The organism is Pseudomonas sp. 1928-m, assembly GCF_029269135.1.
GTDB lineage: Bacteria > Pseudomonadota > Gammaproteobacteria > Pseudomonadales > Pseudomonadaceae > Aquipseudomonas.
Window position 1 is genome coordinate 1 of sequence record NZ_JARIXO010000010.1, and the last position, 20,644, is coordinate 20,644.

Genomic DNA, 20,644 nt, shown 5'->3' on the forward strand with positions numbered 1-20,644 from the left:
GCTAACCAATACTAATTGCCCGTGAGGCTTGACCATATAACACCCAAACAATTTGATGTTTGTGTGTCTCTATGAAGACTGCAACAGCCGAAAATTTGCACAACTACAAACCAAGACATCACATACCCAATTCGAGGTAGCGAGCCGCGCAAGCAGCACGACATCTCCGCTGAATCGCTTGACGACCATAGAGCATTGGAACCACCTGATCCCATCCCGAACTCAGTAGTGAAACGATGCATCGCCGATGGTAGTGTGGGGTTTCCCCATGTGAGAGTAGGTCATCGTCAAGCACCTATACCAAAACCCCCGATCAGGAAACTGGTCGGGGGTTTTACTTTGTGCCGCGAAAACAAACCACGCTCAGGTGAGCCTTTGATAGGCAACTAAACAGTGCATCGTTATTATGCGTGCCTTATTGCGTGGCGGGACTTACATGCTTGCACTGTTAAAGCTTCTTCAGGACGGACGATTTCATTCGGGCGAGGCGCTCGGCGCTGCGCTGGGCGTTAGCCGTTCGGCGGTATGGAAGCAGCTGCAGGCTCTGCAGGCGGATCTGTCGTTACCGCTGCACAAGGTGCGCGGGCGCGGCTACCGGCTGGCGACGTCGTTGCAGTTGCTGGATGCGGATTGGCTGAATGCTCAAGCGGATGCGCCGCAGTGGTGTGCGTGCGTTATGTCAAGTGTGGACTCGACCAATGCCGAGGCGTTGCGCCTATTGCCAGCGGCGCAGTCGCAACCGTTCTACGTGCTTGCTGAGCGGCAAACCAGTGGCCGGGGGCGGAGAGGGCGCAGCTGGGTAAGCCCTTTTGGCGAGAATCTGTATTACAGCCTGGTTGTTCGCGTCGAAGGTGGCATGCGCCAGCTTGAAGGTATGAGCCTGGCTGTCGGCCTGGCGCTGCTGCAGGTTATTCGCAGCTTTGGCGTGGCTGAGGCCGGACTGAAGTGGCCCAATGATGTGCTGGTGGGTGAGCGCAAGCTGGCGGGCATTCTATTAGAGCTGTCTGGTGATCCGGCGGATGTGTGCCATGTCGTTATCGGCATTGGCTTGAATGTGAATATGCTTGCGGCTGAGCCTGGGGCTATCGGTCAGCCTTGGACTTCGATGCGTGCTGAGTTGGGGCGCTTGTTGAGTCGCAATGAGCTTGTTGCTGAGCTGAACCGGCAGTTGTCGCGCTATCTGGATATACAGCTACGCGAGGGCTTCGCTGCTTTGCAGGATGAGTGGCAGGCTTGCCACCTTTGGCAGGGGCGCGCCGTTGCGTTAACGGCTGGCGGTGAGCCTATCGAGGGTGAGGTTTTAGGGGTGGATCATTCTGGCGCCATTCGTCTTCGTATTAATGGGCTTGAGCGCAGTTTTAGCGGTGGTGAGCTTAGTCTGAGGTTGCGTGATGATTCTTGAGCTCGACTGCGGTAATACCTTGATCAAGTGGCGTTTGCTCGGTGATGGGGCGCCTGCAACAAGCCTGGGGGGTGTGGTTGACTCGGATCAGGCGCTTATAGAGGTCGTTCGCGCGCAAAGTGTGCGCTTGCGTGCCTGTCGCTTGGTCAGTGTGCGCAGCGACGAAGAGACTGCGCAGTTGATCTCGCTGCTTGAGCGGGCTTTTGCTGTCGCGTGTCATGCCGCCTGTCCTGCCGTTTCCTTGGCGGGGGTGCGCAACGGTTATGAGCAGTTCGAGCGTCTTGGGCTGGATCGCTGGCTCGCGGTGGTGGGGGCTTATCAGCTATCGCGCAAGGCTGCGCTGATAATTGACCTTGGCACTGCGGTGACTTCGGATTTTGTGGCCGCAGATGGTGAGCATCGGGGGGGATTTATCTGCCCGGGTGTGCCGCTGATGCGCACCCAGTTGCGAACCCATACCCGGCGAACGCGTTATGACAGTGATGAGGCTGCCAGAGCGTTAGAAAATTTGGTACCGGGGCGCRCAACTGCTGAGGCGGTTGAGCGCGGGTGCTTGTTGATGCTGCGCGGATTTGTCTATGGCCAGGTGGCAATGGCTGCTGAGTTGCTGGGTGATGACGTTGATGTTTTTCTCACTGGTGGGGATGCTCCGCTGGTGGTGGATGTTATTCCGGGGGCGCGGGTTGTGCCGGACCTGGTATTTATTGGCTTGGCGATCGCTTGCCCCATAGATTGAGGTCATGCATGCGCTGGATGTTCTTGTGGTTGGTTGTGCTGAATCTGTTCTATTACGTCTGGCATCAACAGCAGGCGCCATTGCGGGTTACTGAAATTGCACCGCTGAATATGGCGCAGGACAGTAAGCGCGATATTCGCCTGCTCAGTGAGTCGAGTGCGCCACCGCGGCGAGAGGTTGCCGAGGCGCAGCCTGTTGAGGCGGTCTGTCTGTTTCTTGGTAGCTTTGAGCAAATGGCGGATGCGTCTGCAGTTGAGCAGCGCTTGCTGAGCCTGGATATTCAGTCGCGGGTGCAAAGTATGGATGCGGCGGCTGGGGTCGATTATTGGGTGTATCTACCGCCTTTGGCTTCTCGACAAGCGTCGTTGCGTCAATTACGTGAGTTGCAGGCGCGCAAGATTGATAGCTACATCATTACCCAGGGCGATTTGGCCAATGGCATTTCCCTGGGCATCTTTCCGCGCAGTGATTCAGCGCAGAGTGTGATTCAGCGCTTGCGCGATGCTGGGTACGAGCCGTCTTTGCGCGAACTAACGCGCGCGCATCGCAGTTTCTGGGTGCGTATTTCGCCGCAAAGTCGGCGTCTGGCGGATGATTCCTTGCTGCAGCGTTTGGCTTTTGACTTCAAAGGCTTAGAGCAGCAATTAATGCCATGCGAAGGGGTTGCAAGCCCTCAATAGAATGCATAGAATGGCGCCCGCTTCGCAGGGTGGCGCTTACAAGTGTTCTGCGAAGTTGCTGTCAATGTAGCTAACCTCAGGTTTTTTAATGAGAAATTGCTTGACAGTAGGTCGGCATCGAATGAGAATGCCGCCCCGTTTGGAGGGATTCCCGAGTGGCCAAAGGGATCAGACTGTAAATCTGACGTCATCGACTTCGAAGGTTCGAATCCTTCTCCCTCCACCAGATTTAGCGAGAGCTGCAGGCTCCGCGGGTATAGTTCAGTGGTAGAACCTCAGCCTTCCAAGCTGATGATGCGGGTTCGATTCCCGCTACCCGCTCCAGCATTGTTGTTCTTGCAATGTGTTTGGCTCATGTAGCTCAGTTGGTAGAGCACACCCTTGGTAAGGGTGAGGTCAGCGGTTCGAGTCCGCTCATGAGCTCCATCTAATAAAGGCAGATATGCAAGTATCTGCCTTTGTTTTATGGCGGTGATGCTGAGTCAATTCTTCTCTGGGAGGCAGTCAAAATGGCTAAAGAAAAGTTTGAGCGTAACAAGCCGCACGTCAACGTTGGCACTATCGGTCACGTTGACCACGGTAAAACCACTCTGACCGCTGCTCTGACCCGCGTCTGCTCCGAAGTATTCGGTTCGGCCAAGGTTGACTTCGACAAGATCGACAGCGCCCCAGAAGAAAAAGCTCGTGGTATCACCATCAACACCGCTCACGTTGAATACGATTCGGCCGTGCGTCACTACGCACACGTTGACTGCCCAGGTCACGCCGACTACGTAAAAAACATGATCACCGGTGCTGCGCAGATGGATGGCGCTATCCTGGTTTGCTCCGCTGCTGACGGCCCGATGCCGCAGACTCGCGAGCACATCCTGCTGTCCCGTCAGGTAGGTGTTCCGTACATCGTGGTCTTCCTGAACAAGGCTGACATGGTTGACGACGCCGAGCTGCTGGAGCTGGTGGAAATGGAAGTGCGTGACCTGCTCAGCACTTACGATTTCCCAGGCGACGACACTCCGATCATCATCGGTTCCGCTCTGATGGCGCTGAACGGTCAAGACGACAACGAGATGGGCACCACTGCCGTCAAGAAGTTGGTTGAGACTCTGGACAGCTACATCCCTGAGCCAGTTCGTGCCATCGACAAGCCGTTCCTGATGCCAATYGAAGACGTATTCTCGATCTCCGGTCGTGGCACCGTGGTAACTGGCCGTATCGAGCGCGGTATCGTCAAGATYCAGGAAGAAATCGAGATCGTTGGTCTGCGTGATACCACCAAGACCACCTGTACCGGTGTTGAAATGTTCCGCAAGCTGCTCGACGAAGGTCGTGCTGGTGAGAACTGCGGCGTYCTGCTGCGTGGCACCAAGCGTGACGACGTAGAGCGTGGCCAGGTTCTGGTCAAGCCAGGTTCGGTTAAGCCGCACACCACCTTCACTGCAGAAGTGTATGTGCTGAGCAAAGAAGAAGGCGGTCGTCACACTCCGTTCTTCAAAGGCTACCGTCCTCAGTTCTACTTCCGTACTACTGACGTAACTGGTAACTGCGAACTGCCGGAAGGCGTTGAGATGGTAATGCCAGGTGAYAACATCCAGATGACTGTCACTCTGATCAAGACCATCGCAATGGAAGAAGGTCTGCGTTTCGCCATTCGTGAAGGCGGTCGTACCGTCGGCGCCGGCGTCGTAGCCAAGATCATCGCGTAATCGATTGATCTGTTTTGATCGGGCCGGCATAATGGTCGGCCTGATTCAGTTTTTAGGTCAGTAGCTCAATTGGCAGAGCGACGGTCTCCAAAACCGTAGGTTGGGGGTTCGATTCCCTCCTGACCTGCCATTTTCCCTAGAATTTGGCGCGTCTTTTTACAGGATATTAGTAGATGAATGTTAAGGCTGAAGCCAAAGATTCTCGCTTCGATCTGCTTAAGTGGCTCGTTGTTGCTGCTCTGGTAATCGCAGGCGTAGTCGGTAATCAGTATTTCTCTGCTGAGCCTATTCTGTATCGCGTTCTGGCCTTGCTGGTGGTTGCAGCATTGGCTGGTGTGATTGCCCTGCAAACAGCAAAAGGTCAGGCCTTTTGGGTGTTGGCAAAAGAAGCTCGCGTTGAAATTCGTAAGGTCGTTTGGCCAACTCGCCAGGAAACCACGCAGACAACGTTGATCGTTGTGGCTGTTGTTTTGGTTATGGCGCTGTTGTTGTGGGGTTTAGATTCCCTGCTTGGTTGGCTTGTTTCGTTGATTGTCGGCTAAGGGTGTCCCGTGGCTAAGCGTTGGTACGTTGTGCATGCTTACTCGGGTTACGAGAAGCATGTTATGCGCTCGCTGGTAGAGCGTGTAAAGCTCGCTGGTATGGAAGATGTTTTTGGTGAAATTCTGGTCCCTACTGAAGAAGTAGTAGAGATGCGGAATGGCCAGAAGCGCAAAAGCGAGCGTAAGTTCTTTCCGGGCTATGTTCTGGTGCAGATGGAGATGAGCGAGGCGACTTGGCATTTGATCAAGAACACTCCGCGCGTCATGGGTTTCATCGGTGGTACCGCAGATAAACCTGCGCCAATTACCGAGAAAGAAGCCGATGCCATTCTGCGTCGCGTTGCCGACAGTGGTGACAAACCGAAGCCGAAAACATTGTTTGAGCCGGGTGAGATGGTGCGCGTGACCGATGGTCCGTTTGCCGATTTCAGCGGTGTTGTAGAAGAAGTGAATTACGAAAAGAGCCGTATCCAGGTGGCAGTGACTATTTTTGGTCGCTCTACACCGGTCGAGCTGGAGTTCAGTCAGGTCGAGAAGGCATAACTGACATAAGCATCCCTTACCCCGCAGCCCTGGGCTGCGGGGTTTTGTCGTCACTGGGATAAATAGGCAATAACTGGGGAGCCGAAAGGCGCTAGAACCCAAAACTGGAGTAGCACATGGCTAAGAAAATTACGGCTTATATCAAGCTGCAAGTAAAGGCTGCACAAGCCAACCCGTCGCCACCTGTCGGCCCAGCTCTGGGTCAGCACGGCGTGAACATCATGGAATTCTGCAAGGCGTTCAACGCCCGTACCCAGGGCATGGAACCTGGTCTGCCGACTCCAGTGATCATCACTGTTTACAGCGACCGTAGCTTCACCTTTGAAACCAAAAGCACCCCAGCTTCGGTTCTGCTGAAGAAGGCTGCTGGCCTGACCAGCGGTTCGGCTCGTCCGAACACCGTTAAGGTTGGCACTGTGACTCGTGCTCAGCTGGAAGAGATCGCCAAAACCAAACAGGCTGATCTGACTGCCGCTGATATGGATGCAGCTGTGCGTACTATCGCCGGCTCCGCTCGTAGCATGGGCCTCAACGTGGAGGGTGTGTAATGGCTAAGTTGACCAAGCGTCAAAAGGCAATCGCTGAGAAAGTTGAAGCTGGTAAGGCTTACAACTTTGTTGAAGCGGCTGCTCTGCTGGCTGAACTGTCTGCAGTTAAGTTCTCTGAGTCGGTAGATATCGCCGTCAACCTCGGTGTTGACCCGCGTAAATCCGACCAGGTTGTTCGTGGCGCTACCGTGCTGCCGAACGGCTCGGGCAAAAGCGTTCGCGTTGCCGTGTTCACCCAGGGTCCAGCTGCTGAAGCCGCTCTGGCTGCCGGCGCTGACCGCGTAGGTATGGACGATCTGGCTGCTGAAATGAAAGGCGGCGACCTGAACTATGACGTAGTAATTGCCTCCCCGGATGCAATGCGCGTTGTTGGTCAGCTGGGTCAAGTGCTCGGTCCACGTGGCCTGATGCCTAACCCGAAAGTCGGTACCGTTACCCCTGACGTGGCTACCGCTGTGAAGAATGCCAAAGCTGGTCAAGTACGTTTCCGTACTGACAAGAACGGCATCATCCACGGTTCTGTCGGCAAGGTTGGTTTTGACGCCGAGAAGCTGAAGCAGAACGTTGAAGCGCTGATTTCTGACCTCAAGCGTCTGAAGCCATCGACTTCGAAAGGCATCTACGTCAAGCGCGTAACCCTGAGCACCACTATGGGCCCAGGTCTGGTTATCGATCAGAGCTCGCTCGACGCGTAATACATAGAGGCAGCGCAAGCGATTGCGCTGTTTCGACATTTTGGGGTCCCTGCTTTGCGGGGGCTATCCAAGACCGTAGGTGGCGCAAGTCTTAAATTAACAGCCTACGCAGATGGTGCTCCCGGTTCCTTACCGAATCAGACACCAAAACGACATCCGGCTTAGGCCAGATGAAACGGTAACAAGCAGGAGTTTTACCCGTGGCAATTAAACTCGAAGACAAGAAGGCCATCGTCGCTGAAGTCAACGAGGCTGCCAAAGTCGCCCTGTCCGCTGTCGTGGCTGATGCCCGTGGTGTGACTGTAGGCGCGATGACCGGACTCCGTAAAGAGGCCCGCGAAGCTGGCGTATACGTACGTGTTGTACGTAATACCCTGCTCAAGCGCGCTGTTGAAGGCACCGAGTACTCGGTCCTCAACGACGTGTTCAAAGGCCCGACCCTGATTGCATTCTCCAAGGAACATCCGGGCGCTGCTGCTCGTATTTTCAAAGAGTTCGCCAAGGGTCAGGACAAGTTCGAGATCAAGGCAGCTGCGTTTGAGGGCAAGTTCCTCGCAGCAAACGAGATCGACGTGTTGGCTTCGCTGCCAACTCGCGACGAAGCTATTGCGAAGCTGATGAGCGTGATCCAAGGCGCTACCAGCAAGCTGGCTCGTACTCTGGCGGCCATTCGCGACCAGAAAGAAGCTACCGCTGCCTAAGGCAACGCAAACTCTTTCAAAATCATATGTTTAATTTGATGGCTGCGTAGGCTGTCACCCCAATACAGGATTTAAAGTCATGTCTCTGACTAACGAACAAATCATCGAAGCAATCGGCCAGAAAACCGTTCTGGAAGTTGTTGAACTGATCAAAGCAATGGAAGAAACCTTCGGCGTTACCGCTGCTGTTGCCGCAGCTGGCCCAGCTGCTGCTGCCGCTGTTGTTGAAGAGCAAACCGAATTCAACGTGATGTTGGTTGAAGCCGGCGAGAAGAAAGTAAACGTGATCAAGGCAGTTCGTGAACTGACCGGTCTGGGCCTTAAAGAAGCCAAGGCTGTCGTTGACGGCGCTCCTGCCATGGTTCTGGAAGCTGTTGCGAAAGACGCAGCTGACAAAGCCAAAGCTGCTTTGGAAGAAGCTGGCGCCAAAGTCGAGCTCAAGTAAGCGACGACCTTGCGTCTACAGCCGAAGCGACTCGCGTAAGGCTGATGGCTGGTGGCTTTTGCCACCGGCCTTTTTCCGTTCTAGGTCGGCGAATCATTCGCTGGCCTGGGGCGCGAAATACCCGCCCGATGTGGCGGCGCAAACCTAGGGTTTGCAAGAGTTTCTGGCAACTCCCGTCGGAGGGGCCAAATAAGCAGGTGACCAAGCTGGGGAACGCTGATGGCTTACTCATATACTGAGAAAAAACGTATCCGCAAGGACTTTAGCAAGTTGCCGGATGTCATGGATGTGCCTTATCTCCTGGCCATCCAGCTGGATTCGTATCGCGAATTCCTGCAGGCAGGGGCGACCAAGGACCAGTTCCGCGACATTGGCCTGCATGCGGCCTTCAAGTCTGTTTTCCCGATTATCAGCTATTCCGGCAATGCTGCTCTGGAGTATGTCGGTTATCGCTTGGGCGAGCCGGCTTTTGATGTCAAGGAATGTACGCTGCGCGGCGTGACCTATGCCGTACCGCTGCGGGTAAAAGTCCGTCTGATCATTTTCGACAAAGAATCGTCGAACAAAGCGATCAAGGACATCAAAGAGCAAGAAGTGTACATGGGCGAAATTCCGCTCATGACCGAGAACGGTACCTTCGTTATCAACGGTACCGAGCGCGTTATCGTCTCCCAGTTGCACCGCTCCCCAGGCGTGTTCTTCGACCACGACCGTGGCAAGACGCACAGCTCGGGCAAGTTGCTGTACTCGGCGCGGATCATTCCTTACCGCGGCTCCTGGCTGGACTTCGAGTTCGATCCGAAGGACGCTGTGTTCGTGCGTATCGACCGTCGTCGCAAGCTGCCGGCTTCCGTGCTGCTGCGCGCGCTGGGCTACAGCACTGAAGAAGTGCTGGACGCGTTCTACGCGACCAACGTTTTCCACGTTAAGGGCGAATCCCTCAACCTGGAACTGGTTCCGCAGCGTCTGCGTGGTGAAATTGCCGTCCTCGACATCCTCGACGACAAAGGCAAGGTCATCGTTGAGCAAGGCCGCCGGATTACCGCGCGCCATATCAACCAGTTGGACAAGGCCGGCATCAAAGAGCTGGAAGTGCCGATCGACTACCTGATCGGTCGCACCTCGGCCAAGGCCATCGTGCACCCGGCTACCGGCGAAATCATCGCTGAGTGCAACACCGAGCTGAACGTTGAGATCCTGGCCAAAGTGGTCAAGGCTCAGGTTGTGCGCATCGAAACGCTGTACACCAACGACATCGATTGCGGCCCGTTCATCTCCGATACCCTGAAGATCGACAGCACCACCAATCAGTTGGAAGCGCTGGTCGAGATCTACCGCATGATGCGTCCTGGCGAGCCGCCAACCAAGGATGCTGCCGAGACCCTGTTCAACAACCTGTTCTTCAGCGCCGAGCGTTACGACCTGTCGGCCGTAGGCCGCATGAAGTTCAACCGTCGTATCGGTCGCACCGAGATCGAAGGTTCGGGCGTGCTGAGCAAGGAAGATATCGTCGAGGTTCTTAAGACCCTGGTCGACATCCGTAACGGCAAAGGCATCGTCGATGACATCGACCACTTGGGTAACCGTCGTGTTCGCTGCGTAGGCGAAATGGCCGAGAACCAGTTCCGCGTTGGCCTGGTGCGTGTTGAGCGTGCGGTCAAAGAGCGTCTGTCGATGGCTGAAAGCGAAGGCTTGATGCCGCAGGACCTGATCAACGCCAAGCCGGTTGCGGCGGCGGTGAAAGAGTTCTTCGGTTCCAGCCAGCTCTCGCAGTTTATGGACCAGAACAACCCGCTCTCCGAGATCACCCACAAGCGCCGTGTTTCGGCTCTTGGCCCGGGCGGTCTGACCCGTGAGCGTGCTGGCTTCGAAGTCCGTGACGTACACCCGACCCACTACGGCCGTGTGTGCCCGATCGAGACCCCTGAAGGTCCGAACATCGGTCTGATCAACTCCCTGGCAGCCTATGCGCGCACCAACCAGTACGGTTTCCTCGAGAGCCCGTACCGTGTGGTGAAAGACACCCTGGTTACCGACGAAATCGTGTTCCTGTCCGCCATTGAAGAGGCCGATCACGTGATCGCCCAGGCTTCGGCGACCATGAACAACAAAGGTCAGCTGGTTGATGAGTTGGTGGCTGTACGTCACCTCAACGAATTCACCGTTAAAGCGCCTGAAGACGTCACCCTGATGGACGTATCGCCTAAGCAGGTAGTTTCGGTTGCCGCTTCGCTGATCCCGTTCCTCGAGCACGACGACGCCAACCGTGCGTTGATGGGTTCGAACATGCAGCGTCAGGCTGTACCCACCCTGCGCGCTGACAAGCCGCTGGTCGGTACCGGCATGGAGCGCAACGTAGCGCGCGACTCCGGCGTGTGCGTCGTGGCTCGCCGTGGCGGTGTGATCGACTCCGTCGATGCCAGCCGTGTTGTAGTTCGTGTCAATGACGACGAAGTTGAAACTGGCGAAGCCGGTGTCGACATCTACAACCTGACCAAATACACCCGCTCCAACCAGAACACCTGCATCAACCAGCGTCCGCTGGTGAGCAAAGGTGACAAGGTTGAGCGCAGCGACATCCTGGCCGACGGCCCGTCCACCGATATGGGTGAACTGGCGCTGGGTCAGAACATGCGCGTCGCGTTCATGCCGTGGAACGGTTACAACTTCGAAGACTCCATCTGCCTCTCCGAGCGCGTGGTGCAAGAAGATCGTTTCACCACCATCCACATTCAGGAACTGACCTGTGTGGCGCGTGACACCAAGCTCGGCTCGGAAGAAATCACTTCCGACATCCCGAACGTCGGTGAATCTGCGCTGAACAAGCTGGACGAAGCAGGCATCGTGTATGTCGGCGCTGAAGTGGGCCCAGGTGACATTCTGGTTGGCAAGGTCACGCCTAAAGGCGAAACCCAGCTGACTCCGGAAGAGAAGCTGCTGCGTGCGATCTTCGGTGAGAAGGCGTCTGACGTTAAAGACACCTCCCTGCGTGTGCCGACTGGCACCAAAGGTACCGTGATCGACGTGCAGGTCTTCACCCGCGACGGCGTTGAGCGTGATGCGCGTGCCCTGTCGATCGAGAAGAGCCAGCTCGACGAGATCCGTAAGGACCTCAACGAAGAGTTCCGCATCGTTGAAGGCGCAACCTTCGAACGTCTGCGTTCCGCTCTGGTTGGCAAGAAAGCCGAAGGCGGCGCTGGCCTGAAGAAAGGCGCAGAAGTTACCGACGAGTTCCTCGACGGCCTCGAGCGCGGCCAGTGGTTCAAGCTGCGCATGGCTGACGATGCCCTGAACGAGCAGTTGGAAAAGGCCCAGGCCTACATCTCCGACCGCCGTCAGCTGCTCGACGACAAGTTCGAAGACAAGAAGCGCAAACTGCAGCAGGGCGATGACCTGGCTCCAGGCGTGCTGAAGATCGTCAAGGTCTACCTGGCAATCCGTCGCCGCATCCAGCCGGGTGACAAGATGGCCGGTCGTCACGGTAACAAGGGTGTGGTCTCGGTGATCATGCCGGTTGAAGACATGCCGCACGACATCCACGGTACGCCGGTGGACATCGTACTGAACCCGCTGGGCGTACCGTCGCGTATGAACGTCGGTCAGATCCTTGAAACCCACCTGGGCCTCGCGGCCAAAGGTCTGGGCGAGAAGATCAACCGCATGCTCGAAGAGCAGCGCAAGGTCGCTGAGCTGCGTAAGTTTATGCAGCAGATCTACAACGAGATTGGCGGTCGTCAGGAAAGCCTGGATGAGCTGAGCGATCAGGAAATCCTTCGCTTGGCGCACAACCTCAAAGGCGGTGTGCCAATGGCCACCCCGGTGTTCGACGGCGCCAAGGAAAGCGAAATCAAGGCCATGCTGAAACTGGCAGATCTGCCAGAAAGCGGCCAGATGCGCCTGATCGACGGCCGTACTGGTAACCAGTTCGAGCGTCCGACCACCGTTGGCTATATGTACATGCTGAAACTGAACCACCTGGTGGACGACAAGATGCACGCGCGTTCCACGGGTTCCTACAGCCTGGTTACTCAGCAGCCGCTGGGTGGTAAGGCGCAGTTCGGTGGTCAGCGCTTCGGTGAGATGGAGGTCTGGGCACTGGAAGCTTACGGCGCCGCCTACACCCTGCAGGAAATGCTGACCGTGAAGTCGGACGACGTGAACGGCCGTACCAAGATGTACAAAAACATCGTGGACGGTGATCACCGTATGGAGCCGGGCATGCCCGAGTCCTTCAACGTACTGATCAAAGAGATCCGTTCGCTGGGTATCGACATCGATCTGGAAACCGAATAACACGTGACGCGAATCGAGAGCGGGGCACCACAGCCCGCTCTCTGCTCCGCCAGGAGGAAAGGCCTTGAAAGACCTACTGAATTTGCTGAAAAACCAGGGTCAAGTCGAAGAGTTCGATGCCATTCGCATCGGCCTTGCTTCGCCTGAGATGATCCGTTCGTGGTCGTTCGGTGAAGTTAAAAAACCGGAAACCATCAACTACCGTACGTTCAAGCCTGAGCGTGACGGCCTGTTCTGCGCCAAGATCTTTGGCCCGGTAAAGGATTACGAGTGCCTGTGCGGTAAGTACAAGCGCTTGAAGCATCGCGGCGTGATCTGCGAGAAGTGCGGCGTTGAAGTGGCCCTGGCCAAGGTTCGTCGTGAGCGCATGGCGCACATCGAACTGGCTTCGCCGGTTGCCCACATCTGGTTCCTCAAGTCGCTGCCGAGCCGTATCGGTTTGCTGATGGACATGACCCTGCGTGATATCGAACGCGTTCTTTACTTCGAGAGCTATGTCGTTATCGACCCAGGCATGACCACCCTGGAAAAAGGCCAGCTGCTCAACGACGAGCAGTACTTCGAAGCCCTCGAAGAGTTCGGTGATGACTTCGACGCCCGCATGGGTGCTGAAGCCGTTCGCGAACTGCTGCACGCGATCGACCTGGAACACGAGATTGGCCGTCTGCGCGAAGAAATTCCGCAAACCAACTCGGAAACCAAGATCAAGAAGCTGTCCAAGCGTCTGAAGCTGATGGAAGCTTTCCTCGGTTCGGGCAACCTGCCTGAGTGGATGGTGTTGACCGTTCTGCCGGTTCTGCCGCCAGACCTGCGTCCGCTGGTTCCGCTCGACGGTGGCCGCTTCGCGACCTCGGATCTCAACGATCTGTATCGCCGCGTGATCAACCGTAACAACCGCCTCAAGCGCCTGCTCGATCTGTCCGCACCGGACATCATCGTGCGCAACGAAAAGCGCATGCTGCAGGAAGCGGTCGATGCCCTGCTCGACAACGGCCGTCGCGGTCGCGCCATCACTGGCTCGAACAAGCGTCCGCTGAAATCCTTGGCTGACATGATCAAGGGTAAGCAAGGTCGCTTCCGTCAGAACCTGCTCGGTAAGCGCGTGGACTACTCCGGTCGTTCCGTTATTACCGTGGGCCCGACTCTGCGTCTGCATCAGTGCGGTCTGCCGAAGAAGATGGCTCTCGAGCTGTTCAAGCCGTTCATTTTCGGCAAGCTGGAAATGCGTGGTCTGGCGACCACCATCAAGGCCGCGAAGAAGATGGTCGAGCGCGAGCTGCCAGAGGTTTGGGACGTTCTCGCCGAAGTAATTCGCGAACACCCCGTGCTGCTCAACCGTGCACCAACCCTTCACCGTCTGGGCATCCAGGCGTTTGAACCGGTTCTGATCGAAGGTAAAGCGATTCAGCTGCACCCGCTGGTCTGCGCCGCGTACAACGCCGACTTCGATGGTGACCAGATGGCCGTGCACGTACCGCTGACGCTGGAAGCCCAGCTAGAAGCGCGCGCACTGATGATGTCGACCAACAACATCCTGTCGCCTGCCAACGGTGAGCCGATCATCGTACCGTCCCAGGACGTGGTACTGGGTCTGTACTACATGACCCGTGAAGCGGTAAACGCCAAGGGCGAAGGTCGCGTGTTCGCTGACCTGCAGGAAGTTGACCGGGTATTCCGTGGCGGCGAAGCCTCGCTGCATGCGCGGGTAAAAGTGCGCATCAACGAAGTGATCAAAGATCGCGACGGCAGCATCACCAAGAACACCCGTATCGTCGACACCACTGTCGGCCGTGCGCTGCTGTTCCAAATCGTGCCGGACGGCCTGTCGTATGACGTGGTCAACCAGTCGATGAAGAAGAAGGCGATCTCCAAGCTGATCAACCAGTGCTACCGCACCGTTGGCTTGAAAGACACCGTGATCTTCGCTGACCAGCTGATGTACACCGGTTTCGCCTATTCGACCATCTCCGGTGTGTCGATCGGTGTGAACGACTTCGTTATCCCGGATGAGAAGGCGCGCATCATTGACGCCGCCACCGAGGAAGTTAAAGAGATCGAATCGCAGTACGCCTCCGGCCTGGTAACCCAGGGCGAGAAGTACAACAAAGTGATCGACCTCTGGTCCAAGGCCAACGACGAAGTGTCCAAGGCGATGATGGCCAACCTCTCGAAAGAGAAAGTCATCGACCGCGACGGCAAAGAAGTCGAGCAAGAGTCGTTCAACTCGATGTACATGATGGCTGACTCCGGTGCTCGTGGTAGCGCCGCTCAGATCCGTCAGCTGGCCGGTATGCGTGGTCTGATGGCCAAGCCGGACGGCTCGATCATCGAGACGCCGATCACCGCGAACTTCCGCGAGGGTCTGTCGGTTCTGCAGTACTTCATCTCGACGCACGGTGCTCGTAAGGGTCTTGCGGATACCGCGTTGAAAACGGCGAACTCCGGTTACCTGACCCGTCGTCTGGTAGACGTGGCGCAGGATCTGGTGGTTACCGCAATCGATTGCGGCACCGAGCATGGCCTGCTGATGACGCCACACATTGAAGGCGGTGACGTAGTTGAGCCGCTGGGTGAGCGCGTGCTGGGTCGAGTAATCGCCCGTGACGTGTTCAAGCCAGGCACCGAAGAAGTCATCGTTCCTGCCGGTACTCTGGTTGATGAGCAGTGGGTTGAATTCATCGAGCTGAACAGCATCGATGAAGTGATCGTGCGTTCGCCGATCACCTGTGAAACCCGCTACGGCATCTGCGCCAAGTGCTACGGTCGCGACCTGGCTCGTGGTCACCAGATCAACATTGGTGAGGCGGTCGGTGTTATCGCAGCTCAGTCGATTGGTGAGCCGGGTACCCAGCTGACCATGCGTACGTTCCACATCGGCGGTGCGGCTAGCCGGACCTCGGCTGCTGACAGCGTACAAGTGAAGAACGGCGGTGCTGTACGTCTGCACAACCTGAAGCACGTTGAGCGCCTCGACGGCAACCTGATCGCGGTATCGCGTTCCGGTGAGCTGGCGATTGCCGACGAGTTCGGTCGTGAGCGCGAGCGTTACAAGCTGCCGTACGGTGCGGTGATTTCGGTGAAGGAAGGCGACAAGGTCGACGCTGGCGCAATCGTCGCCAAGTGGGACCCGCACACCCACCCAATCGTGACCGAAATGAAAGGTACCGTGACCTACGTGGGCATGGAAGAAGGCATCACCATCAAGCGTCAGACTGACGAATTGACTGGTTTGACCAACATCGAAGTCCTCGATCCGAAAGATCGTCCGGCTGCCGGCAAGGACATTCGTCCAGCGGTGAAGATGGTGGGCGAAGATGGCAAGGATCTGCTGCTGCCAGGTACCGACGTACCAGCTCAGTACTTCCTGCCGGCCAACGCCCTGGTGGGTGTGGCGAACGGTGCCCAGGTGGCGGTCGGTGATGTTATCGCCCGTATTCCTCAGGAAACCTCGAAGACCCGTGACATCACCGGTGGTCTGCCGCGCGTTGCTGACCTGTTCGAAGCACGTCGTCCGAAAGAAGCTTCGATTCTGGCGGAAATCAGCGGCACCATCGCGTTCGGTAAAGAGACCAAGGGCAAGCGCCGTCTGGTCATTACCCCGAACGACGGTAGCGATCCGTACGAAGAGCTGATTCCGAAGTGGCGTCACCTGAACGTGTTCGAAGGTGAACAGGTCAACAAGGGTGAAGTTATCTCCGACGGTCCGAGCGACCCGCACGATATCCTGCGTTTGCTGGGTGTCAGCGCGCTGGCCAAGTACATCGTCAACGAGATCCAGGACGTGTACCGCCTGCAGGGCGTGAAGATCAACGACAAGCACATCGAAACCATCCTGCGCCAGATGTTGCGCAAGGTTGAAGTGGCTGAGTCGGGCGATTCCACCTTCATCAAGGGCGACCAGATGGAGTTGACCGCGGTACTGGGTGAGAACGAGCGTCTGGCAGCAGAAGACAAGTTCGTTGCCAAGTACACCCGCGTTCTGCTGGGTATCACCAAAGCGTCGTTGTCCACCGAGTCGTTTATCTCGGCGGCCTCCTTCCAGGAAACCACCCGCGTTCTTACCGAAGCGGCTGTTACTGGCAAGCGCGACTACCTGCGTGGCCTGAAAGAAAACGTGGTTGTGGGTCGTCTGATCCCAGCCGGTACCGGTCTGGCCTATCACAGCGAGCGCAAGCGCAAGCGTGAAGCGGCTCAGCCGGTACGTGTCAGCGCCAGTGAAGTGGAAGCCGCACTGACCGAAGCGCTGAACTCCAGCAGTAATTAAGTACAAAGCCCCGCTAGTTCGCTAGCGGGGCTTTGTCTTGACTGGGGCAGTGAGTCTCTTTAGACTCATGCACCCCTAAATTTGGCAGGGCACGTGCTCTGCCATTTTGTTTGTAGGGTAATAGCGTCGCAAGACAACAGTGGAGCTTAAGATGGCAACTATCAACCAGCTGGTACGTCAGCCGCGTAAGCGCATCGTCGAGAAATCCGACGTGCCTGCGCTGCAGAACTGCCCGCAGCGTCGTGGTGTGTGCACTCGCGTGTATACCACTACGCCGAAAAAACCTAACTCGGCACTGCGTAAAGTATGCCGTGTGCGCCTGACCAACGGTTTCGAGGTTTCCTCGTACATCGGCGGTGAAGGCCACAATCTGCAAGAGCACAGCGTCGTACTGATTCGCGGCGGCCGTGTAAAAGACTTGCCAGGTGTGCGTTATCACACCGTGCGCGGTTCGCTGGATACCTCCGGCGTTAAAGACCGTAAGCAGGGTCGTTCGAAGTACGGTACTAAGCGTCCGAAGTAATAGGCGTCTGAAGTACCCGGTGCGTGCACCGAATTGCAGTTTTTTATTTATCTGAGTCGATAAGAGTAAGGTCGGGCATCCATCTAACGATGCAGTCCCGGGCTAACCTGAAGACCGTTTGAGGGCTTATCAAATGCCAAGACGTCGTGTAGCAGCCAAGCGCGAAGTGCTTGACGATCCAAAATACGGAAGCCAAATCCTGGCCAAGTTCATGAACCACGTGATGGAAAGCGGCAAGAAAGCCGTTGCCGAGCGTATCGTTTATGGCGCCCTGGACAAGGTTAAAGAGCGTAAGAACAGCGATCCCCTGGAAATCTTCGAGAAAGCTCTCGACGCCATCGCTCCGCTGGTCGAAGTGAAGTCGCGCCGTGTAGGCGGTGCTACTTACCAGGTTCCGGTCGAAGTTCGTCCGTCCCGTCGTAACGCTCTTGCCATGCGCTGGCTGGTAGATTTCGCCCGTAAGCGTGGCGAGAAGTCTATGGCTCTGCGTTTGGCTGGCGAATTGCTGGATGCCGCTGAAGGCAAAGGTGCTGCAGTTAAGAAGCGTGAAGACGTGCACCGTATGGCTGAAGCCAACAAGGCTTTCTCGCACTACCGCTTCTAATTATCGCGCTTCTAAATTTGCGAGGGCTTTATGGCTCGTACTACACCGATTAACCGTTACCGTAACATCGGTATCGTGGCTCACGTGGACGCGGGTAAAACCACGACCACCGAGCGTGTGCTTTTCTATACAGGCAAAAGCCACAAGATGGGCGAGGTGCATGACGGCGCCGCGACCACAGACTGGATGGTGCAGGAGCAGGAGCGTGGTATTACCATTACTTCCGCTGCCATCACCGCCTTCTGGAAAGGTTCCGAGAAGCAGTACAAAGATGAGCACCGCTTCAACGTCATCGATACCCCCGGCCACGTTGACTTCACCATTGAAGTTGAGCGTTCGCTGCGTGTACTCGACGGCGCGGTCGTTGTGTTCTGCGGTACCTCGGGCGTTGAGCCGCAGTCGGAAACCGTATGGCGTCAGGCCAACAAGTACGGCGTTCCACGTCTTGTTTACGTCAACAAGATGGACCGTGCCGGTGCTGACTTCCTGCGCGTGATCGGTCAGATCAAGCAGCGTCTGGGTCACACTCCGGTGCCGATCCAGCTGGCCATTGGTGCTGAAGACAACTTCCAGGGTCAGATCGATCTGATCAACATGCAAGCTGTCTACTGGAACGATGCCGACAAGGGTATGGTTCCTGTGCGCAAGGACATTCCGGCTGAATTGCTGGAAGAAGCCGAGAAGTGGCGCGGCAACATGGTTGAGGCTGCTGCCGAAGCCAACGAAGAGCTGATGAACAAGTACCTCGAAGGTGAAGAACTCACCATCGAAGAAATCAAGGGCGCTCTGCGTCAGCGTACTATCGCTGGTGAAATCGTTCTGGCTGTTTGCGGTTCTTCCTTCAAGAACAAGGGTGTTCCCCTGGTTCTCGACGCCGTTATCGACTTCCTGCCTGCGCCGACTGACATTCCTGCTATCAAGGGTACTGACCCGGATAACGAGGAAATTCAGCTGGAGCGTCATGCAGACGACAGCGAGCCGTTCTCGGCTCTGGCGTTCAAGATCGCTACCGACCCATTCGTGGGTACCTTGACCTTCGTCCGCGTCTACTCGGGCGTGTTGGCCTCCGGTGACGGCGTGATCAACTCGGTTAAAGGTAAGAAAGAGCGCGTGGGCCGTATGGTGCAAATGCACGCAAACGCCCGCGAAGAGATCAAGGAAGTGCGCGCTGGTGACATCGCGGCCTTGATCGGCATGAAGGACGTCACCACTGGTGAGACTCTGTGCAACGCTGACAAGCCAATCATCCTGGTTCGTATGGACTTCCCGGAGCCGGTTATTTCGGTTGCCGTAGAGCCTAAGACCAAGGACGACCAGGAAAAAATGGGTATCGCTCTGGGCAAGCTTGCTCAGGAAGATCCATCTTTCCGCGTTAAGACTGATGAAGAGACTGGTCAGACGATCATCTCCGGTATGGGCGAGTTGCACCTGGACATCCTGGTCGACCGCATGCGCCGCGAGTTCAACGTCGAAGCCAACATCGGCAAGCCTCAGGTTTCCTATCGTGAGCGCATCACGAAGAGCTGTGAAATCGAAGGCAAGTTCGTGCGTCAGTCCGGTGGTCGTGGTCAGTTCGGTCACTGCTGGGTTCGCTTTGCACCTGCTGACGAAGGTCAGGAAGGTTTGCAGTTCGTGAACGAAGTAGTGGGTGGTGTGATTCCGAAGGAATACATCCCGGCTATCCAGAAGGGTATCGAAGAGCAGATGAAGAACGGCGTTGTTGCCGGCTATCCGCTGATCGGCCTGAAGGCTACCGTGTTCGATGGTTCCTACCACGACGTCGACTCTAACGAGATGGCGTTCAAGGTGGCTGCTTCCATGGCGACCAAGCAACTGGCCCAGAAGGGCGGTGGTGAGTTGCTCGAGCCGATCATGGCGGTAGAGGTTGTTACCCCAGAAGACTACATGGGTGATGTGATGGGCGACCTTAACCGTCGTCGCGGCATGATCCTGGGTATGGAAGACACGATCTCCGGCAAGGTGATTCGTGCTGAAGTTCCGCTGGGTGAGATGTTCGGTTATGCGACCGACGTCCGTTCCATGTCTCAGGGTCGCGCAAGCTACTCCATGGAATTCAAAAAATACAATACGGCTCCGTCGCACATCGTCGAGTCTGTAACCAAAAAACAAGGCTGATTCAGCCCCTTTAAGCTAGGAGTTAATTGTCGTGGCTAAAGAAAAATTTGAACGTAACAAACCGCACGTCAACGTTGGCACTATCGGTCACGTTGACCACGGTAAAACCACTCTGACCGCTGCTCTGACCCGCGTCTGCTCCGAAGTATTCGGTTCGGCCAAGGTTGACTTCGACAAGATCGACAGCGCCCCAGAAGAAAAAGCTCGCGGTATCACCATCAACACCGCTCACGTTGAATACGATTCGGCTGTGCGTCACTACGCACACGTTGACTGCCCAGGTCACGCTGACTACGTAAAAAACATGATCACCGGTGCTGCGCAGATGGACGGCGCTATCCTGGTTTGCTCGGCCGCTGATGGTCCGATGCCGCAAACCCGTGAGCACATCCTGCTGTCCCGTCAGGTAGGTGTTCCGTATATCGTGGTCTTCCTGAACAAGGCTGACATGGTTGACGACGCCGAGCTGCTGGAGCTGGTGGAAATGGAAGTGCGTGATCTGCTCAGCACTTACGATTTCCCAGGCGACGATACTCCGATCATCATCGGTTCCGCTCTGATGGCTCTGAACGGTCAAGACGACAACGAGATGGGCACCACTGCCGTCAAGAAGTTGGTTGAAACTCTGGACAGCTACATCCCTGAGCCAGTTCGTGCTATCGACAAGCCGTTCCTGATGCCAATTGAAGACGTATTCTCGATCTCCGGTCGTGGCACCGTGGTAACTGGCCGTATCGAGCGCGGTATCGTCAAGATTCAGGAAGAAATCGAGATCGTTGGTCTGCGTGATACCACCAAGACCACCTGTACCGGTGTTGAAATGTTCCGC

General features: G+C 56.3%; 16 protein-coding genes, 4 tRNA genes and 1 rRNA gene. All 21 read left to right on the forward strand.

Annotated features, from left to right (window positions below):
- Positions 1–177 precede the first annotated feature (177 nt).
- A 5S ribosomal RNA gene (gene rrf, locus P3C18_RS20365) occupies positions 178–293 on the forward strand.
- A 143-nt stretch (positions 294–436) separates the two neighbouring features.
- Positions 437–1,402 carry a bifunctional biotin--[acetyl-CoA-carboxylase] ligase/biotin operon repressor BirA gene (gene birA / locus P3C18_RS20370; RefSeq protein WP_275963609.1) on the forward strand — a complete coding sequence of 322 codons (966 nt, stop codon included), beginning with the start codon at positions 437–439 and terminating at the stop codon, positions 1,400–1,402.
- Positions 1,392–2,138: a pantothenate kinase gene (locus P3C18_RS20375; protein ID WP_275963610.1), complete on the forward strand. Its 747-nt coding sequence runs from the start codon at positions 1,392–1,394 to the stop codon at positions 2,136–2,138. Before birA ends, P3C18_RS20375 begins: the two co-directional genes overlap by 11 nt.
- Before the next feature lie 8 nt (positions 2,139–2,146).
- Positions 2,147–2,818 (forward strand): SPOR domain-containing protein, encoded by a 672-nt coding sequence (locus tag P3C18_RS20380; RefSeq protein WP_275963611.1) that lies wholly within the window; start codon positions 2,147–2,149, stop codon positions 2,816–2,818.
- 141 nt (positions 2,819–2,959) lie between these two features.
- Positions 2,960–3,044, forward strand: a tRNA-Tyr gene (locus P3C18_RS20385).
- Positions 3,045–3,068: 24 nt separating this feature from the next.
- Positions 3,069–3,142, forward strand: a tRNA-Gly gene (locus P3C18_RS20390).
- Between the two features lie 26 nt (positions 3,143–3,168).
- A tRNA-Thr gene (locus P3C18_RS20395) sits at positions 3,169–3,244 on the forward strand.
- An 83-nt stretch (positions 3,245–3,327) separates the two neighbouring features.
- Positions 3,328–4,521 carry an elongation factor Tu gene (tuf, locus tag P3C18_RS20400; protein WP_275963612.1) on the forward strand — a complete coding sequence of 398 codons (1,194 nt, stop codon included), beginning with the start codon at positions 3,328–3,330 and terminating at the stop codon, positions 4,519–4,521.
- 54 nt (positions 4,522–4,575) lie between these two features.
- A tRNA-Trp gene (locus P3C18_RS20405) sits at positions 4,576–4,651 on the forward strand.
- A 43-nt stretch (positions 4,652–4,694) separates the two neighbouring features.
- A complete protein-coding gene (gene secE / locus P3C18_RS20410) occupies positions 4,695–5,063 on the forward strand; it encodes a preprotein translocase subunit SecE (RefSeq protein ID WP_275963613.1) in 369 nt (122 codons plus the stop codon).
- 9 nt (positions 5,064–5,072) lie between these two features.
- Entirely contained in the window at positions 5,073–5,606 is a 534-nt protein-coding gene (gene nusG, locus P3C18_RS20415) for a transcription termination/antitermination protein NusG (protein WP_090256278.1), read from the forward strand.
- A gap of 116 nt (positions 5,607–5,722) precedes the next feature.
- The gene (rplK, locus tag P3C18_RS20420; protein WP_069522401.1) at positions 5,723–6,154 is read left to right on the forward strand and encodes a 50S ribosomal protein L11; all 432 of its coding nucleotides are present in this window, start codon (positions 5,723–5,725) and stop codon (positions 6,152–6,154) included.
- Positions 6,154–6,849: a 50S ribosomal protein L1 gene (rplA, locus tag P3C18_RS20425; protein WP_160016257.1), complete on the forward strand. Its 696-nt coding sequence runs from the start codon at positions 6,154–6,156 to the stop codon at positions 6,847–6,849. The genes rplK and rplA overlap by 1 nt, the downstream gene beginning before the upstream one ends.
- A 200-nt stretch (positions 6,850–7,049) precedes the next feature.
- Positions 7,050–7,550 carry a 50S ribosomal protein L10 gene (rplJ, locus tag P3C18_RS20430; RefSeq protein ID WP_069522397.1) on the forward strand — a complete coding sequence of 167 codons (501 nt, stop codon included), beginning with the start codon at positions 7,050–7,052 and terminating at the stop codon, positions 7,548–7,550.
- A 79-nt stretch (positions 7,551–7,629) separates the two neighbouring features.
- A complete protein-coding gene (gene rplL, locus P3C18_RS20435) occupies positions 7,630–7,995 on the forward strand; it encodes a 50S ribosomal protein L7/L12 (RefSeq protein ID WP_090256280.1) in 366 nt (121 codons plus the stop codon).
- Positions 7,996–8,214: 219 nt separating this feature from the next.
- Positions 8,215–12,288 carry a DNA-directed RNA polymerase subunit beta gene (rpoB, locus tag P3C18_RS20440; protein WP_275963614.1) on the forward strand — a complete coding sequence of 1,358 codons (4,074 nt, stop codon included), beginning with the start codon at positions 8,215–8,217 and terminating at the stop codon, positions 12,286–12,288.
- 64 nt (positions 12,289–12,352) lie between these two features.
- Positions 12,353–16,552, forward strand: coding sequence for a DNA-directed RNA polymerase subunit beta' (gene rpoC, locus P3C18_RS20445; RefSeq protein WP_275963615.1), 4,200 nt, complete (start codon positions 12,353–12,355; stop codon positions 16,550–16,552).
- Between the two features lie 151 nt (positions 16,553–16,703).
- Complete coding sequence (rpsL, locus tag P3C18_RS20450) at positions 16,704–17,075, forward strand: 30S ribosomal protein S12 (RefSeq protein WP_003463319.1); 372 nt, start codon at positions 16,704–16,706, stop codon at positions 17,073–17,075.
- Positions 17,076–17,208: 133 nt separating this feature from the next.
- Entirely contained in the window at positions 17,209–17,679 is a 471-nt protein-coding gene (rpsG, locus tag P3C18_RS20455; protein ID WP_010490886.1) for a 30S ribosomal protein S7, read from the forward strand.
- 30 nt (positions 17,680–17,709) lie between these two features.
- Entirely contained in the window at positions 17,710–19,815 is a 2,106-nt protein-coding gene (fusA, locus tag P3C18_RS20460; RefSeq protein WP_275963616.1) for an elongation factor G, read from the forward strand.
- A gap of 31 nt (positions 19,816–19,846) precedes the next feature.
- Positions 19,847–20,644 (forward strand): elongation factor Tu (locus P3C18_RS20465; protein ID WP_275963617.1); only part of this gene is annotated, 798 nt, incomplete at its 3' end.

Bases quoted from the DNA above. Each gene is read 5' to 3' on its own strand.
- rpsL (WP_003463319.1), top strand. From the start codon at position 16,704: ATGGCAACTATCAACCAGCTGGTACGTCAGCCGCGTAAGCGCATCGTC.
- rpsG (WP_010490886.1), top strand. From the start codon at position 17,209: ATGCCAAGACGTCGTGTAGCAGCCAAGCGCGAAGTGCTTGACGATCCA.
- birA (WP_275963609.1), top strand. From the start codon at position 437: ATGCTTGCACTGTTAAAGCTTCTTCAGGACGGACGATTTCATTCGGGC.
- rplL (WP_090256280.1), top strand. From the start codon at position 7,630: ATGTCTCTGACTAACGAACAAATCATCGAAGCAATCGGCCAGAAAACC.
- fusA (WP_275963616.1), top strand. From the start codon at position 17,710: ATGGCTCGTACTACACCGATTAACCGTTACCGTAACATCGGTATCGTG.
- rplA (WP_160016257.1), top strand. From the start codon at position 6,154: ATGGCTAAGTTGACCAAGCGTCAAAAGGCAATCGCTGAGAAAGTTGAA.
- rplK (WP_069522401.1), top strand. From the start codon at position 5,723: ATGGCTAAGAAAATTACGGCTTATATCAAGCTGCAAGTAAAGGCTGCA.
- secE (WP_275963613.1), top strand. From the start codon at position 4,695: ATGAATGTTAAGGCTGAAGCCAAAGATTCTCGCTTCGATCTGCTTAAG.
- rpoB (WP_275963614.1), top strand. From the start codon at position 8,215: ATGGCTTACTCATATACTGAGAAAAAACGTATCCGCAAGGACTTTAGC.
- P3C18_RS20380 (WP_275963611.1), top strand. From the start codon at position 2,147: ATGCGCTGGATGTTCTTGTGGTTGGTTGTGCTGAATCTGTTCTATTAC.